The organism is Psychromonas algarum, from assembly GCF_004376845.1.
Taxonomy (GTDB): domain Bacteria; phylum Pseudomonadota; class Gammaproteobacteria; order Enterobacterales; family Psychromonadaceae; genus Psychromonas.
This window is the reverse complement of the sequence record NZ_SNUW01000002.1, coordinates 218,290-235,424: the sequence shown is the minus strand read 5'-3', so window position 1 is coordinate 235,424 and position 17,135 is coordinate 218,290. Positions and strand designations below refer to the sequence as shown.

Annotated in this window: 16 protein-coding genes; 4 read left to right on the top strand and 12 right to left on the bottom strand. The window is 34.7% G+C overall.

The features are described from left to right. Nucleotides 1-133: 133 nt before the first annotated feature. Nucleotides 134-2,938, bottom strand: a complete 2,805-nt coding sequence (locus E2R68_RS01095; RefSeq protein WP_134275660.1) for a bifunctional aconitate hydratase 2/2-methylisocitrate dehydratase — start codon at nt 2,936-2,938, stop codon at nt 134-136. A gap of 681 nt (nt 2,939-3,619) precedes the next feature. On the opposite strand from E2R68_RS01095, the gene E2R68_RS01090 reads away from it, so the two are divergent. Beyond that, on the top strand, nt 3,620-4,453 hold the full coding sequence (locus tag E2R68_RS01090; protein WP_134275659.1) for a winged helix-turn-helix domain-containing protein: 834 nt from the start codon (nt 3,620-3,622) through the stop codon (nt 4,451-4,453). Nucleotides 4,454-4,600: 147 nt separating this feature from the next. Further along, nucleotides 4,601-4,963, top strand: a complete 363-nt coding sequence (locus E2R68_RS01085; RefSeq protein ID WP_134275658.1) for a YacL family protein — start codon at nt 4,601-4,603, stop codon at nt 4,961-4,963. Between the two features lie 64 nt (nt 4,964-5,027). Here the strand turns inward: E2R68_RS01085 and mgtE are convergent, their stop codons facing one another. The 9 genes from mgtE to kdsC all read right to left on the bottom strand — a co-directional run bounded on the left by mgtE (nt 5,028) and on the right by kdsC (nt 11,957). Beyond that, nucleotides 5,028-6,389 carry a magnesium transporter gene (gene mgtE / locus E2R68_RS01080; RefSeq protein ID WP_134275657.1) on the bottom strand — a complete coding sequence of 454 codons (1,362 nt, stop codon included), beginning with the start codon at nt 6,387-6,389 and terminating at the stop codon, nt 5,028-5,030. 14 nt (nt 6,390-6,403) lie between these two features. After that, a complete protein-coding gene (locus E2R68_RS01075; RefSeq protein WP_134275656.1) occupies nt 6,404-6,679 on the bottom strand; it encodes an HPr family phosphocarrier protein in 276 nt (91 codons plus the stop codon). 6 nt (nt 6,680-6,685) lie between these two features. After that, complete coding sequence (rapZ, locus tag E2R68_RS01070; RefSeq protein WP_134275655.1) at nt 6,686-7,528, bottom strand: RNase adapter RapZ; 843 nt, start codon at nt 7,526-7,528, stop codon at nt 6,686-6,688. 11 nt (nt 7,529-7,539) lie between these two features. Beyond that, nucleotides 7,540-7,983 carry a PTS IIA-like nitrogen regulatory protein PtsN gene (ptsN, locus tag E2R68_RS01065; RefSeq protein ID WP_134275654.1) on the bottom strand — a complete coding sequence of 148 codons (444 nt, stop codon included), beginning with the start codon at nt 7,981-7,983 and terminating at the stop codon, nt 7,540-7,542. A gap of 95 nt (nt 7,984-8,078) precedes the next feature. Next, nucleotides 8,079-9,524 carry an RNA polymerase factor sigma-54 gene (locus tag E2R68_RS01060; protein ID WP_134275653.1) on the bottom strand — a complete coding sequence of 482 codons (1,446 nt, stop codon included), beginning with the start codon at nt 9,522-9,524 and terminating at the stop codon, nt 8,079-8,081. Nucleotides 9,525-9,572: 48 nt separating this feature from the next. Beyond that, nucleotides 9,573-10,298: an LPS export ABC transporter ATP-binding protein gene (gene lptB / locus E2R68_RS01055; protein ID WP_134275652.1), complete on the bottom strand. Its 726-nt coding sequence runs from the start codon at nt 10,296-10,298 to the stop codon at nt 9,573-9,575. Nucleotides 10,299-10,303: 5 nt separating this feature from the next. Next, nucleotides 10,304-10,858: a lipopolysaccharide transport periplasmic protein LptA gene (gene lptA, locus E2R68_RS01050; protein WP_134275651.1), complete on the bottom strand. Its 555-nt coding sequence runs from the start codon at nt 10,856-10,858 to the stop codon at nt 10,304-10,306. Further along, complete coding sequence (lptC, locus tag E2R68_RS01045; RefSeq protein WP_134275650.1) at nt 10,845-11,408, bottom strand: LPS export ABC transporter periplasmic protein LptC; 564 nt, start codon at nt 11,406-11,408, stop codon at nt 10,845-10,847. The genes lptA and lptC overlap by 14 nt, the downstream gene beginning before the upstream one ends. Beyond that, complete coding sequence (gene kdsC / locus E2R68_RS01040; RefSeq protein WP_134275649.1) at nt 11,409-11,957, bottom strand: 3-deoxy-manno-octulosonate-8-phosphatase KdsC; 549 nt, start codon at nt 11,955-11,957, stop codon at nt 11,409-11,411. Nucleotides 11,958-12,695: 738 nt separating this feature from the next. Here kdsC and E2R68_RS01035 point away from each other — a divergent pair. Next, a complete protein-coding gene (locus E2R68_RS01035; RefSeq protein WP_134275648.1) occupies nt 12,696-12,944 on the top strand; it encodes a BolA family protein in 249 nt (82 codons plus the stop codon). Nucleotides 12,945-12,963: 19 nt separating this feature from the next. Beyond that, nucleotides 12,964-14,223: a UDP-N-acetylglucosamine 1-carboxyvinyltransferase gene (gene murA / locus E2R68_RS01030; protein ID WP_134275647.1), complete on the top strand. Its 1,260-nt coding sequence runs from the start codon at nt 12,964-12,966 to the stop codon at nt 14,221-14,223. Between the two features lie 98 nt (nt 14,224-14,321). Here the strand turns inward: murA and degS are convergent, their stop codons facing one another. Both degS and pykF read right to left on the bottom strand, forming a co-directional pair. Beyond that, nucleotides 14,322-15,386 carry an outer membrane-stress sensor serine endopeptidase DegS gene (degS, locus tag E2R68_RS01025; RefSeq protein WP_134275646.1) on the bottom strand — a complete coding sequence of 355 codons (1,065 nt, stop codon included), beginning with the start codon at nt 15,384-15,386 and terminating at the stop codon, nt 14,322-14,324. A 173-nt stretch (nt 15,387-15,559) separates the two neighbouring features. After that, nucleotides 15,560-16,969: a pyruvate kinase PykF gene (gene pykF / locus E2R68_RS01020; RefSeq protein ID WP_134275645.1), complete on the bottom strand. Its 1,410-nt coding sequence runs from the start codon at nt 16,967-16,969 to the stop codon at nt 15,560-15,562. Nucleotides 16,970-17,135: the final 166 nt, after the last annotated feature.

Sequence of the window (17,135 nt, the reverse complement as noted above, 5' to 3'; positions counted from 1 at the left end):
TGAATTTGCTTGATTGAGTAAAAGACTAAACGAAAAGAGGGTATTCATTTTAGCTGATGGTAAGCTTCCTTACCGGCCAAAATTAATACCCTCTATTTATTTGTTACTTTAAACAGTGTCCTGTCGTAACTATTTAAACCATTTTAACTGGTACTGCTTTGCCAACAAACTTAGTGCTCATTTCTTCTGTTGGTGGAATAAAGTCAGTTAAGTTAATACCTTCTACAGCCGCTTTATATTCTTCGATTGTAGGGAAACGACCTAATACAGTTGAAAGAACAACTAAAGGTGTTGAACCAAGTAATGATTCACCTTTTTTCTCTGCTGTATCTGCTACAACACGACCTTGAAATAAACGTGTTGATGTTGCAATAACAGTATCACCAGGTTCAGCTTTCTCTTGGTTACCCATACATAAATTACAACCAGGGCGTTCAAGATACATAATGTTTTCGTATTTAGTACGTGCAGCACCTTTTGGATTAACATCATCAAACTCAAAGCCTGAGTATTTTTGTAAAATTTCCCAATCACCTTCAGCTTTCAATTCATCAACAATATTATATGTTGGTGGAGCAATGACTAATGGCGCTTTAAATTCGACTTTACCGTACTGCTTTTCAATATTACGCAACATTTGCGCAATGATTTGCATATCACCTTTGTGAACCATACAAGAACCAACAAAACCTAAATCAACGGGCTTGTCGTTATAGTATGAAACTGGACGAATAACGTCATGCGTATAACGCTTAGATACATCTTCGTTATTTACATCAGGGTCTGCAACCATTGGTTCATCTATAAGATCTAGGTCTACAACAACTTCTGCAAAGTATTTAGCATTATCGTCTGGTGTTAATGCAGGAACAGTACCTGATGTGATTTCTTGAATACGTTTGTCTGCTAATGCGATTAAACCATTAAGTGTTTTCGCTTTATTTTCCATACCCTTATTGATCATTATTTGGATACGACTCTTAGCAAGCTCAAGTGATTTAACCAGTGTTTCATCATTTGAAATACAAATAGAAGCTTTTGCTTTCATTTCTGCAGTCCAGTCTGTAAACGTAAATGCTTGGTCGGCTAATAATGTACCAATGTGTACTTCAATGACACGCCCTTGGAAAACGTTATCACCAAATTGCTTAAGCATTTGTGCTTGCGTTGCATGCACCACATCACGGAAATCCATGTAAGACTTCATGTTACCTTTGAAAGTCACTTTCACAGACTCAGGGATTGGCATCGTTGCTTCACCTGTTGCTAATGCTAATGCAACCGTACCTGAATCGGCACCAAATGCGACACCTTTAGACATACGAGTATGTGAATCACCACCAATGATGATAGCTTGATCGTCAACAGTAATATCATTCAATACTTTATGAATAACATCCGTCATCGCAGGATATAAACCTTCAGGATCTCGTGCAGTGATCAAACCAAACTTATTCATGAAGCTCATTAGTTTTGGAATGTTCGCCTGTGCTTTGCTATCCCATACTGAAGCAGTATGACAACCTGATTGGTATGCGCCATCTACAATTGGAGAGATAACCATCGCCGCCATTGACTCTAATTCTTGAGAAGTCATTAACCCCGTAGTATCTTGAGAACCAACAATATTTACAGTAACACGAACATCTGATCCTGCATGAAGATCTGCATCAGATAAAACACCTACAGCATTTTTATTGAAGATTTTTTCAACTGCAGTAAGACCTTGTCCTTCGTGAGAGATTTCTTTAGATGGTGCATAAACTAACTCTAGTGGTACACCCAGCGTTTCAGCAGCAAAGCTTTGTAGTTTTTTACCAAATACAATTGCGTAAGAACCACCGGCTTTCATGAACTCTACAGATTGTGGTGTGAAAGCTGAAGATACATCAACCAGTTCTTTGTCACCGTTATATAGTTTCTTCGTTTTAGTGTTAATAGTTAGTACAGTACCTGTTTCTACAGAGTAAACTTGCTCTAATACAGGGTCACCACTTTCATTAAGGATTGTTTTACCATCAGCATCTGTCTTTTTAACCCAATTTTTAAGGTCTAAACCGATACCGCCAGTTACACCAACTGTTGTTAAGAAAATTGGTGAAATACCGTTAGTACCAGCAACAACAGGTGCAAAGTTTACGAATGGAATATAAGGGCTTGCTTGCTCACCAGCCCATAACGCAACATTATTAACACCTGACATACGAGATGAACCAACACCCATAGTGCCTTTTTCAGCAATTAACATTACTTTTTTGCCTGGGTGTTGTTTTTGTAAATCTTGAATTTCTTGTTGAGCTTCTGGAGAGATTAAGCATTTACCGTGTAACTCTCTGTCTGAACGAGAGTGAGCTTGGTTGCCAGGAGATAATAAATCGGTAGAGATGTCACCTTCACCTGCGATGTAAGTGACTACATCAATTTCTTCTGCAATATCAGGAAGCTTAGTGAAGAAATCTGCACGAGCGTAACTTTCAAGAATATCTTTAGCAACAACGTTACCTGCTTTAAATTCTGCTTCAAGGCGACTTGTATCGGCGTCATACAAGAATACTTGGGTTTTTAATACTTCTGCGGCTGGTGTTGCTACTGACAAATCATCTGATAATGCTAAATCAAGAAGTACTTCGATTGAAGGACCGCCTTTCATATGTGATAACAATTCAAAAGCAAATTCTGGTGTGATTTCTTTTACTATCGATTCAGCTAGGATAATTTCTTTTAAAAATGCTGCTTTTGCAGTTGCTGCGCTAGTAGTACCTGGCAAAGTGTTATAGATGAAAAAATTAAGCGAGTCTTCGCGATGCTCATTTTCTAGATCTTTAATTTGAGTAATGATTTCAGCTAATAATTCAGCACTATCAATTGGCAGAGGGGCCAATCCTAGATCATTTTTACGATGTTCAATTTCTTTGATGTATTCTAAATATAGGCTCATTTAAAACTCTCTCTAGCTATAATGTGCTAATAACATTGCATTATTAACAAGGATAAATTTCGACTGTAGTTTACCTTATTTTCTAGTCACTACTAATTATTTGCTTAATTTAACATAAAATTAACACAATTCATGTGATTTATGTTCGATACAATAAATAGTTGTGATGCTATTAGTGCTTTATTAATAATAATTGCATGCTTTTTTTTTAAAAAAAAAGCGTTATTAGTCCATTATTTTCACTTTTTGTATGGATAGTGGAGTTGCTTTTTGTAAATAGATTGGATGTAAATTACATATTTAATGAGGAATATATAAAATAGGCTAATTCATGAGGTTTAATCAAAAATACTGCTATTTTGAGGTAAATATTGATTGCAACTGATAAAGTAATCGTCATTAAAGAGGTTTAATTTAGTTTATTAATTTATTTTAGAGAGCCGTATTAGACTGTAATAAGTAAACTAAGTGCATTTTTTTTATTTTAATCGCGGAAAACTTAATCTAGAACAAAAAACAATGATAAAATAATGACATATATGGAATAAGTTTGTGTTTTTATCTTAATTTGATAAAATAGTCGCATTAATTATAAGAGATTGCTTAAGCGATCCAATAATAATAAAAAATAGTTAATCCATTGAGATTAACATAATTTTTCAAATTAAAATGGGTACTATTATGTTAGAAAAAAGTCTAGTTGTGGGCGAATTCCACATTGATACAAGCCAAAACAGTTTAATTCACGGTAGCCGTAAAGTTTATTTAGGCCCTTTACGTACTTCACTTTTACATTTTTTATGTAAAAATGTAAATACAGTAGTTACTCGCGAAGATCTTGCCCAACATGTTTGGGGACGACTAGTTACCGATCATACTATCAATCAACATATTTCTCAGTTACGTAAAAGTGTAGGTACATTAAGTCTACACGGATTAAATATTTCAACTATTCCTAAACGTGGTTATATCGCTCGTATGGAAGGTCTAGGTGTCTCTGAAAATGTTGTATCTCCAATGGTACAAGGTGAATCAACAACTAACGCAATAACTAATATGAAAGTATTAATTGTTGAAGATGTTGCCGAAGACCGTATCCAATTAATTGAACACTTAGAAGCATTAAATGTTTCTTATGTTGAAGGTGTTGCAACAACAATTGAAGCTGAACGTTCAATTGCACTTCAAGATTTCGATTTAATCATCGTAGATGCATTATTACCTGAGTGTAGCGGTATTGAATTAATTAAATCAATTCGTACTGGCCAAACATCAGCATCGGCTGATATTAGCATTTTAAATGCTCATCATGATGTACAGCGAGAACTATTAGGGTTAAATAGCTTATTAGACGTTCAAGGTTTGTTATTAAAACCTTTTGAGTCAAACCGTTTAAAACAAATGCTAATGGTTGCAAGTAAATCTAATGTGGTTTTAAAACCTCAAGCAGCTTACGAATTAGTACCAACAGATGTTATTGCCTCTGCAGAGTTAAAACTTGCAGCTAATGCTTAATTAGTCTGTCGTTATAGTGAAAGCCCTGATTTTGATATCGGGGCTTTTTTTTGTTCTAAATTTCTATTGATCCTTTCATAATACTCATGCACTAAGTTGTAAACCTAGTTTATACTTCTCTTATTAATTTAATGTCGAGAGTAGGGTATGGAATTTGATTTCAAAAAAGACTATTTCAGTGATAAAGCAGCAGTGAAACTCTCTATGGGGCATGAGGCTTTTGGCACTTGGTTAGAACAAGAGGGACAAAAGAAAGAATGGGTTGAAGCTCTATTAGTTACCATTGAGCAATTGCAGAAGCGAGAAATAGCTGATTATAAGTTAGTTGGTAGCGAATTTTGTTTATATTTAAATATAGAAGAAGCAAAGATTATTAATCATAGTTTGCACGATTTAGATTCTGATTTAGAAGATGCTAATGATTTAAGTTTTTACGATCAAGAGATCCAAGCTGAGTGTGGATTAGAAGATTTTTTAAATTTAATAGAGTCTTGGTTGGCGTTTATTTGATATAAAATGCCTACCTTGTTTGTATGATTATCCGCTTAGTTAAATGATAACTAAGCGGATAATCTTAATGACGTAAGACTAAAGTTGCCATTCCTAAGAATGAAAATAAACCAATAACATCAGTAACCGTTGTTAATGCCATTCCGCCTGCTAATGCAGGATCTATTTTGTATTTATTCATAATGAGTGGAATACAAACACCAGCAATGCCTGCAATTGATAAATTAATAAACATTGCTCCCGCGATAATAAAGCCTAATTGTAAATTGTCTTTCCAAAGTACAACCGCAGTGGCGACTAAAACTGCCCATATCATGCCATTTAAAATACCAATCGCCGCTTCTTTACCAATTAACCAACGAGTATTACTACTGCTGATATGGCCTACGGCAAGCCCTCGAATAACTAATGCAAGTGTTTGATTACCTGCAATTCCTCCCATACTTGGTACGATAGTCATTAATACTGCGAGAGTAGCTACTTGTTCTAAAGTTGCTTCAAACATATTGGATACTGAAGCTGCAATAAAAGCTGCTATAAGATTAACTGATAACCAAACAGTACGGCGCTTTGCACTAGGTAAAATGGGAGCAAAAGTATCTTCATCGTCATCCATACCTGCCATACCCATCATAGAGTGTTCGGCATTTTCACGAATGATATCTACCACATCATCGATAGTAATACGGCCCAAAAGGTGTTTATTTTCATCAATAACAGGAGCTGAAATCCAATCGTGTCGTTCAAATAGCTTAACTATTTCACCTTCTTCCATTAATACTTGTAGTGCTTCTGTTTTATGGTTCATTACATCGCCGACAAGAGAAATCGGGTCAACTGTTAATAATGTCGATAAAGGTACGTTACCAATTAATTTATTATCAGCATTAACCACATATAACGTATCTGTGGTGTCAGGCAATGAACCTTTTAAACGTAAATAACGTAATACTACTTCAATGGTTACATCGGGACGCAAGGTGATTGTGTCCGTGTTCATCATTGAACCGGCCGTGTCTTCTGGAAATGCTAATGCAAGCTCAACTCGATGCCTGTCTTGCGCATCCATTTGCTCTAATACAGCTTGATAAACATCTTCAGGAATACCGCGAAGGACATAGGCTAAACCATCAGTTTCCATACCTTCGGTAGCTGCTACTAGATTTTCTGTTCCCATTAAATCAATGATGCCATCTTTAGCATCTTCATTTAATTCTTCTAGGATTTCACCATGTTGATCATGGTCAGTTAAGTTCCATAGAACTTTACGGTTAGCAGGAGGGGAGGATTCGAGTAAAAAGGCGACATCACAAGCAGGCATTTTGTCTAAAATGCTACGGGCTAAAACAAACATCCCATGGTCAAGTGCCTGATTAACTTCTTGAAGTCGTAGCTGGGTATTATCAATGTCAGTATTTTCCAGCATTTTCACTCCTAATATTATTCTTCTTCTAGAAATTTATTTTCAATTAATTGAGTGACCGCTAACATTGCTTGTTTTGCTTGAATACCTTTGGCTTCAATCTCAATTTCTTGGCCAAAACAAGTTTCTAATACTAATAAACCTAAAACACTACCAGCATCAGCTTGTTTACCATTATGTGTAATAATTATCTGTGCATCAAAAGCATTAACTAATTCAACTAGTTTAATGGTTGCGCGTGTATGTAACCCTAACTTGTTTTGTATTGTAATTGTTTGTTTAATGATATCCAATAGGAATCACTCCTTTAAGCATTTGTGTTCAATTTGTACTTTGTATTTATGTTTAAAGCGAGCCGCTATCTGCTCGGTTATATAAACAGAACGATGCCTACCACCGGTACAACCAATAGCAATGGTGACATAATTACGATTATTTTGTTCTAAGTGTGGTAACCAAGTTAAAAATAAGTTTTCTATATTAGTAATTGTTTCTTTAACTAATGGAAATGCATTTAAATAATCTTGAATAAGCTTGTCTTTACCTGAATAAGCTTTTAAATCTTTTTCCCAATAAGGATTGGGTAAAAAGCGTACATCAAAAATATAATCGGCATCTTCAGGGTGTATATGTTTAAAACCAAAAGATTGAAAAATAACTAATAGTTCGCTTTTACTTGAACCCTGTAAGTATATTTTTAAATGTTCATTTAAGTTATGGACGGATAATGATGTGGTATCAATTGAAAAGGCCGCCATCTCTTTTAATGGGGCTAATATTTCATTTTCTAATTCTAAGGCTTGGGATAATGATAGCCTTTGTTTTGAAAGAGGGTGTAAACGTCGAGTTTCGCTATAGCGGCGGATTAACTCACTGGTTAAAGCATCGATATAAATAATTTCTAGTTCGACTTTATTTTGTAATGACTGGATAAGTTGTTTTATAGCATCAACTTCGGTAGGCATATTACGAATATCTAAACTAACTGCAACTTTATTATTTTCAGGATGAACGGTATCAATTAATTGTTCTAATAATTGATATGGAACGCCATCGATGCAGTCATAACCTAAATCTTCGAGCACATGAAGAGCAATTGTTTTTCCTGATCCTGAACGGCCGCTGATAACAATTAATTTCATGTGGATCCCTCTTAAATAGTTAATAACTCAAATAATTCGTCATTAGTTTGTGCACTGCGTAATTGACGTAGAAATTGTTTATCTAATAACTTTTGACTAATTTCAGATAATGCAGAAAGATATTCTTTGCAAAGATCTTCTGGCACAAAAATAGCAAATAAGATGTCTACTTTATTACCATCATAAGCATCATAATCAATAGCACATTCACATTGCAAAAATATTGCAGTAGCCGGAAGTTCACTAGAAATTTTTACATGTGGGATCGCAATACCTGATCCTACACCTGTAGAGCCAATTTTTTCACGTGCGATTAAACTTTCGAATAAATCTTGTGCTTCTAAATTTAATTTTTTAGCTGCAATATGACTAATCTTTTCTAAAATACCTTTTTTACTCGTGCAAGGTGTTTTACAAAATACTGAGTCTTTGTTTAGTAGAGTAGAAATTTTCATAATATATTTTAACTGTATTTAATGAAGGCGCGAGTTTAGCAGGTTACTACTAAATGACTATAGTTAATCTCAATTTTCTTAATATTAGTCAAGATTTACAGTAACTGTTTACGTTGATTAGAAGGGGGAATTCCTAATGATTCTCGGTATTTTGCAATAGTACGACGTGCGACTTGAATACCTCTATCTTCTAATAATTGTGTTATTTTATTATCACTTAACGGTTTATTTGTTGGCTCAGCAGCCACTAATTTTTTGATTAATGCTCGAATTGCTGTAGATGAACATTCACCACCTCCATCGGTAGCAACGTGACTTGAAAAAAAGAATTTTAATTCATAAATTCCACGTGGCGTGTGCATAAACTTTTGAGTTGTTACACGTGAAATGGTTGATTCATGCATTTCTACTTCTAAAGCGACGTCATTTAATACCATTGGTTTCATGGATTCGTCGCCATATTCAAAGAAAGCTTGCTGTTGTTGAACAATACAGTTTGATACTTTCAATAAGGTTTCGTTTCGACTTTCTAAGCTTTTAATAAACCATTTTGCTTCTTGTAAGTGACCTTTAATAAATTGTGAGTCAGTTTTGCTAATTGAGCTATTACATAGGTCTGCATATTGCTGATTAATTGATAAATTAGGATCACAATCTTGGTTTAAAGAAACTCTCCATTGCCCATTAATTTTTTTAACATAAACATCGGGAATAATGTATTGCGCTTCAGTACTTTCCACTCTATTACCTGGACGAGGTTCTAAGCTTTGAATTAAGCGCATAATGTCAGAAAGTTGAGTTTCTTTAAATTTACTTTTTCTCGCAAGTGTTCGGTAATCTCTGTTGCCTAGCAAGTCCATGTATTGTTCAAGTATTAATATTGCTTCGTCGCGCCATGGCGTTGTTGAAGGAAGCTGTTGAAGTTGGATTTGTAAACATTCTTGTGTAGAGCGAGCTGCAACCCCTAAAGGGTCAAAATGTTGAATACGTTTTAATACCACTTCAACTTCGTCTAATTCTAAATCTTCTAAGTCATTTTGCAGACTTTCTAAAATGTTTTCACAGTCAGTTGTTAGATAACCAGAATCATCAATGGAATCAATAATAGCCATTGCGATAACTTGGTCTGTTTCAGTAAAAGGTGTTAATTGCATTTGCCATAATAGATGATCCTGCAAAGAAGTTGATGATTCACCTTGGTAAACGGTATCTTCGCCTTCATACGCTGCAGCACTAGAGTTTGTGTTGGTGATTGGAGTCGACGTATAAGACTCTTCCCACTCTTTTTCTGCGGGCAAATCATCTGAAAATTCTTGCTGAGTAAGTGCATCTGAAGTGTCAATTTGACTACTATCTTTTTCTTCTATGCTATTTTCTGAACTGGTTTGATCGTCTTGTTCCAATAATGGATTGGAGTCTAATGCGTTTTGAATCTCTTGTTGTAATTCTAAGGTTGAAAGCTGTAGTAACTTTATTGCTTGTTGTAATTGAGGGGTCATTGCTAAGTGCTGACCCATTTTCAATTGTAAACCTTGTTTCATCAAAACATATATTCCTAGAACTTATTGTTCTTTAAAAAAAGAAGGGAGCTAAAGTTTAAATTCTTCACCAAGATAAACACGTTTTACATGATCATTTGAAAGTATTTCATCTTGTGTACCAACGGCAATTATTTCTCCATGACTTACTATATAAGAGTGTTCACAAACATCTAATGTTTCGCGTACATTATGGTCGGTGATTAATACTCCCAAGCCTCGATCACGAAGTTGTTGGATGATATTTTTAATATCAATAACTGAAATAGGATCAACACCAGCAAAAGGTTCATCTAATAGAATAAATTTAGGTTCAGTCGCTAACGCTCGTGCAATTTCAACACGTCGACGTTCTCCACCCGATAAACTCATCCCTTTATTATTACGAATATGCGTAATATGGAAATCTTCTAATAACGTATTTAGTTTTTCATCTCGTTGTTTTTGAGTTAATTCTTTACGACTTTGTAGGATCCCCATAATATTTTCAGTCACGGTAAGGCGACGAAAAATTGAGGCTTCTTGTGGTAAATAGCCGATCCCTTTTTGTGCTCGAATATGCATGGGATTATTGGAAATATCTTCGTCATCGATGATGATAGTCCCTTCATCTTGCTTAACTAAGCCAACAACCATATAAAATGAAGTGGTTTTTCCTGCTCCATTTGGACCTAATAAGCCAACTATTTCGCCTGTTTTAACGGTTAAACCAACACCATTTACTACGGTACGGCCTTTATAACTTTTAACTAAACCTGTTGCGCGTAATTCAGCCATATTGATTATTTCTCTTTATTTTTTTCAGAAGAAGAGCTGTTATTTTTTTCTTCGCTTTTATCTTTTTGAAATTGAGCTGGTAAAAAGACGGTTTGGACACGTTCTTTTTTACTTCTATCAGTTGCTACATTCAGTTCTTGTGTACCTAGAAGATAAACAATTTCAGTCCCATTTACCTGACTATCTAATTGTTTTACTTGAGCATTCTTAGTTAATGTTACTTTACCTTCCGCCACGTTATAAGTTATTTTGTTGGCTTCTGCATCAAGTGGTTTACCATCATCTTGTGTTTGGTAAAAGGTTGCAACATTACCTTCTGCAATCATGATTTCATGATTAGGTTTACTACCTCGAATAACAGTTAGTTTATCCGCTGTAATTTTAATAGAGCCTTGAGTTAGTATCACTTCATTAGTAAAAGTGATGGTATTTGTTTTCATTTGTGCGTGTTGTTTTACAGAGGACACATGAATTGGCTGATCAAAATCAGATTCTAATGCTAAACCGTTGCTACTCAACACTGAGATAATAAGTAAGACTGCTAGTTTATTTAGTTTCATTAAGGTATACCGCTTCTATATTTGAATTAAGTGTCATTTCTTCTGTTATCATTGAAGCCCACATACCAACACCTTGCTGTTGCATTTGTGGTCCTGTCCAAAGTACTTGTAATTGGCTGGTTATTTCTTTGCTATCAAGCATCACGGTTGCTTGTTCCGTTGCCATGGTTTGTACTAATTGATCTTCTGTTAAATTTTTAATTAATACTTTTTCTGAGAGTGATAATTTATTTTTCTCATTTAATGCGCCTTTTTTACTGGTCAATTGCCAAATAGTTACGGCATCAGTATTTTTATCTTTGATATAAACAAGGACTTTTGGTGATTCAAATAATGTTACGTCACTATCAGGATAACTGGTCATCTTATCAGCAAAAACACGGTAATCATTAAAGCCTACAAGATCATAATGATTACTTAATACATCATCAGCAATATAGCTAGGATGGTGTTCTGGCTGAATAATTACTTCATCTTCTGGTGTAATATATAACCAAAAAAGAAAAGCAATTAATAAAGCAATATATGGGATGCTTTTACGTTTGTTCATTTATTCGCTTTTACCTTGCGTAATTGAAAGCTGGTCATGACATTGCAAAAATAAGTCACAAACTTCACGTACGGCACCGAACCCACCTTTAACTGTTGTAATAAAATCAGCCGCTTGAATAACAATGGGATGAGCATCATTAACTGCGATACCTAAGCCTGCTATTTTCATTACAGGTAAATCAACAACATCATCACCAATATAAGCAGTTTGTTCCGGCTTAAGGTTTAACTGTTTAAGCAATGATTGATAAACAGTTAATTTATCATCTTTACCTTGGAAAATATGTTTAATACCCAATGCTTTCATTCTATTTTCAACAATATTTGATTGTCGTCCTGTGATGATAGCGACATCAATTCCTTGTTGCATGATGGCTTTAAGACCAAATCCATCTTTAGTATGGAATGCTTTTAATTCTTCACCATCATTGCCAATATAAATTCTTCCATCGGAAAAAACACCATCAACATCGCACACAAATAATTTTACTTTTTGTGCTCGTTCAAAAATATCAATGCTAACTTTTCCATAGGGAGTATCAATCATTTATTGGCTCTTTAAAATATGAATGGAGTAACAGTAAAATATCAAAATGCTTAAATTAACGCGAGCATTGTTTATATGAAGATTTTCTCTGAATTATAACAAGACTGCTTATTTTTAAATAGTTTAAACATAACTTATGGCGCTATTAATCGCATAATTATAGACACAATAGTAAGTCTAATTTGTTATAACAGATAACAATCATTTTATTTTGCTTCATATTTAATCAGTTTAGGTAGTTTTACCGATGAAATTGTTATTTCACTAGGATTATTATTGATTAATAATTGCCTTTATTGGTGGACTAATTAGACTGTCGTTTCATTTTTCATTGAATTCATCAAGATTATCTCGAATAGATTGAGATTGTTAATTTGTTGCGGTCACAATACGCAACAATAAAAGCGTTAAGGATAAGAAAGTTGTAAGTATTCCTGTTAGAATACGCGGCAATAAATAGGTCAATAGCCTAACTTGATTTTAGTATGTAAATAAATAATACAATGTAGTCACAATAATGGAACTGTCTTGTTGTTTTAGCGACTAAGGGTGTTAAACATTCTATTAATTAATCAAAATCAATGAGACTGAATGCAAAATAAATGATGACAAATATCTTCTGTTTGTTTGCTAAGAATATAAAAATAGAATGCTGCTGTTGATTCAATAGTAGTTAAATAATAAGTTCTAATAGAGCTTCACGGTGTAGAAAACCTTTTGAAAAAATAGTGGTTTATTATGAATACTGAAATAATTAAAGAAAAATTAGAACAGGCATTAACATTAGATGTTTGTATTGTTAAGGGTGAAAGTGGCACTTTTCAAGTGATTGCTGTGAGTGATATGTTTATTGGAATGAGCCGTGTTAAAAAGCAGCAAACTATTTCAGTTCATTTAGCTGATGATGTTGCAACAAATGCAATTCATGCTTTAACAATCAAAGCATTAACGCCAGATGAATGGCAAAAACAAAAACACTTTATTTAGTCTGTTAATAGGAATTTTCATGGGTCAATTTATTATTCAAGGTGGCTGCCAGTTAAATGGTGAGGTAACTATTTCTGGGGCTAAAAATGCCGCATTACCAATCCTATTTGCCACTTTATTATCTGAAGGTGATATCAATTTGAGCAATGTACCACTGCTAAAAGATATCTCTACTACACTCGAACTATTACGTGAGTTAGGTGCAACAGCAAGTCAAACAAATCATACTGTACATATTAATGCTAAAGGCGTAGAAAATTATACCGCCTCTTATGAATTAGTAAGAAGTATGCGTGCATCTATTTTAGCATTAGGTCCTTTAGTTGCTCGCTTTGGAGAGGCTGACATCTCACTTCCTGGTGGTTGTGCAATTGGTGCTCGTCCTGTGAATTTACATATTCATGGTTTAGAACAAATGGGTGCAACAATTAAAGTAGAAGATGGCTTTATTAAAGCACGTGTTAATGGTCGCTTAAAAGGTTGCCATTTATACATGGATCTTGTCAGTGTAACTGGTACTGGTAATTTAATGATGGCTGCAGCACTTGCTGAAGGTGTCACAACTATCGAAAATGCAGCTAAAGAACCTGAAATTGTTGATTTAGCTAATTTCATTAATGGTATGGGCGGTAAAATATCTGGTGCTGGTAGCGACACTATTACTATTGAAGGTGTTGAAAAATTAGGTGATTGTACTTATCAAGTTCAACCTGATCGTATTGAAACGGGTACTTTTTTAGTCGCGGGTGTAGTTAGCGGCGGTAAAGTTCGTTGTGTTAAAACAGATCCGACCCTATTAACAGCTGTATTATCGAAACTAGAAGAAGCTGGAGCATTAGTGACGACAGGCGATGATTGGATTGAAGTAGATATGACTGGCCGAGATTTAAAGTCTGTTAATATTACTACAGCTCCACATCCTGCTTTTCCTACTGATATGCAAGCACAATTTACTTTGTTGAATACTGTTGCTCCTGGAACTGGACGTATCAAAGAAAATATCTTTGAGAACCGTTTTATGCATGTTCCTGAATTAATACGCATGGGCGCGAATATTGAATTAGATGGTAATCTAGCTATTTGTGGAGACAATGATAAATTAAGTGGCGCTACAGTAATGGCTACTGATTTACGTGCTTCAGCAAGTTTAGTTATTGCCGGTCTAATTGCTCAAGGTGAAACAATTGTAGATGAAATTTATCATATCGATCGTGGTTATGAAGCGATTGAAGATAAGTTGATCCCTCTAGGCGCAAAAATGCGACGTATAGAGTCGTAAATTTAAAATGTTTGCTTATCCCATAAAAAAAGAAAGTTGAGGCTTTCTTTTTTTATGCTTAATTTTTACTACTAAGTAGTTACACAATAATTAATTTTTTAGCGTTGTAATTCTCCAATAACAACATCGAGCACTTGCTCTTTACCTTCCCTTAAAATGGTTATTTTTATATCTGTTCCAGGCTTAAATTTGGCTATTTTATCTATTGTCACGATCAAGTTAACTGCATCTTTTCCATCAATTTTCAAGATGATATCGTTTTTCTGCATGCCTGCTATATCAGCGGGTCCATCAGGTGTTATTTTCTTCACTATAATGCTGTTTTTAGCTTCCAATCCCCATAAACGAGCTAATAAAGGATCTAAGTTTTCAGCTTCAATGCCTAACGAACCCCGAATAACTCGACCATCTCTAATCAGACTTTGCATTACATGACGTGCTAACTGGTAGGGGATAGCAAAGCTAATACCATACGTTATTTTATGATCTCCCGCATTAAATTCTGAAGTATTGATTCCGACTAATTCACCTCTGCTGTTGACTAGTGCTCCTCCTGAATTACCTTCATTAATTGCAGCATCTGTTTGAATAAAGTCTTGTCTACCTGTTGCACTCATTCCATTGCGGCCAGTTGCACTGATAACTCCCTGAGTAATAGTTTGTCCTAGATTGTAAGGGTTGCCAATAGCGAGCACAAGATCTCCTATCTCTGGTACATAATTAGGGTTTTGTGGCATGACAGGTAAATTTTTACCATCAATTTGCAATACAGCAAGATCGGTTATTTCATCACTGCCAATAATATTTGCAGTAAATAAACGCCCATCTTGTAAAGCAATTAAAATTTTATCTGCTTGGGAAATAACATGATAGTTGGTCAATATGTAACCATGTGCGTCAAGAATAATGCCAGATCCTAAACCTGTTGGCTGTAACTGTTGTTTTGCACCGACACTTGAATTTATATATTGCTGTGAATAAATATTTACTACAGAAGGTGCTGATTTTTTTACGGCATCTGAATAGCTAATAATGGCAGGTAAATATGCACTTTTATTGGTTAAATTTTTATATACGATTGGACTATAAATAAAAATAGCTGCAAGCGCCAATCCCCACAAAGTAGGTTTAATTAAATAATTTAGAAAATACTTTAGCTTCATATAATTTTATCAATAGATGATGAATATAAAATGGAAGCTTAGTATATAGAAAAGCATGCAAAGGAGGAAAATAACTTTCAAACAACTATTCTTCAAGCAAAAAAAACACCGCTCGAAAGCGATGTTTTATAAATACTAGAATTCTTATTTAAGCTGTTAATAACAGCTTAGTGTTAAGAAATTACGTGTACAGAAGAAGTGTTAGTTGTACCAGAAGCAACTAGTGCACCTGTAACCATTACTACTTTATCACCAGCAACGACTAAACCTTGTTCTTTAGCTAAGTCCATACCTAGCTTGTAGAAATCTTCCATCGATTCTTGTTGGTCGATAACTTTAGCTGAAACACCTTTAGTTAATGCTAACTGTTGACGTGTTTTAGCGTTACTTGTTAATGCTAGGATAGGCATAGTTGGGAAGTATTTACGAACTGAACGAGCTGATTTGCCAGCTTCAGTTGCAACAATAACTAATTTAGCACCCAATTGCTCTGCATTTTTAACAGCACCGCTACAGATTGCTTCAGTAATACGTAGATCTGCTTCTTTCTCATCAGTTTTTGATGGGATGATGCTATCTGTACGCTTACAGATAGTTGCCATAATTTCTACAGCTTCTGCAGGGTATTTACCTTTAGCAGATTCACCTGAAAGCATTACAGCATCAGTACCATCGATGATTGCATTTGCAACATCACCCGCTTCAGCACGAGTTGGACGAGGGTTTTTGATCATTGAATCAAGCATTTGTGTTGCAGTAATAACTGGTTTACGTGCTTTGTTTGCTTTTTCAATCATCATTTTTTGTGCGAAGATTACTTCTTCAACTGCGATTTCAACACCTAAGTCACCACGAGCAACCATGATTGCATCTGAAACAGCTAAGATTTCATCAAAGTTATCAACACCTTCTTGGTTTTCAATTTTAGAGATGATTTGGATGTTTTCGCCGCCGTTTGCTTTTAATAGCTCACGAATTTCTAATACATCTTCTTTCTTACGAATGAATGATGCAGCAATAAAGTCTACTTGTTGCTCACAACCAAATACTAAATCGCCTTTATCTTTTGGAGATAGTGCTGGAAGTTGAACTTTAACACCAGGTAAGTTAACACCTTTGTTTTCGCCTAGCTCACCAGTGTTCATTACTTCACAAACAACGTTTGTATCTGTAATGCTTTTAACTGTCATTTCGATTAGACCATCGTCTAATAATACAGTGTTACCTACTGCAAGATCTTTAGTTAAGTCTTCGTAAGTTACAGCAACGATTGTGTTGTTACCAACAACTGTTTGGTCTGTAGAAAGAGTAAATTCTTGACCAGCTTTTAGTAATACGTCATCACCGTTTTCTAATTTTACAGTACGGATTTCAGGACCTTTAGTATCTAAAAGCACAGCAACGTTTTTACCAGTTTCTTCGCAGATTTCACGAATACGTGTAATACGAGTACCGTGTTCTACGAAGTCACCGTGAGAGAAGTTAAGACGCATAACGTTCATGCCATTATCAACTAATTTTGATAACATTTCTTTAGATTCTGATTTTGGACCTATCGTACATACAATTTTAGTTTTTCTCACCGTCTTTTCTCCAAAAGTAATAGTGTTATATTTCACAAGTTTAATTAAAAAAATTACATTTCTGTATAATGGCGCATATTTTACAAGAAATATTGGAATAAAAAATGATTTATAATCAATAAATCTTAGTTAAATGCCTATTTATGTCATTTTTTACGTTTTTTTA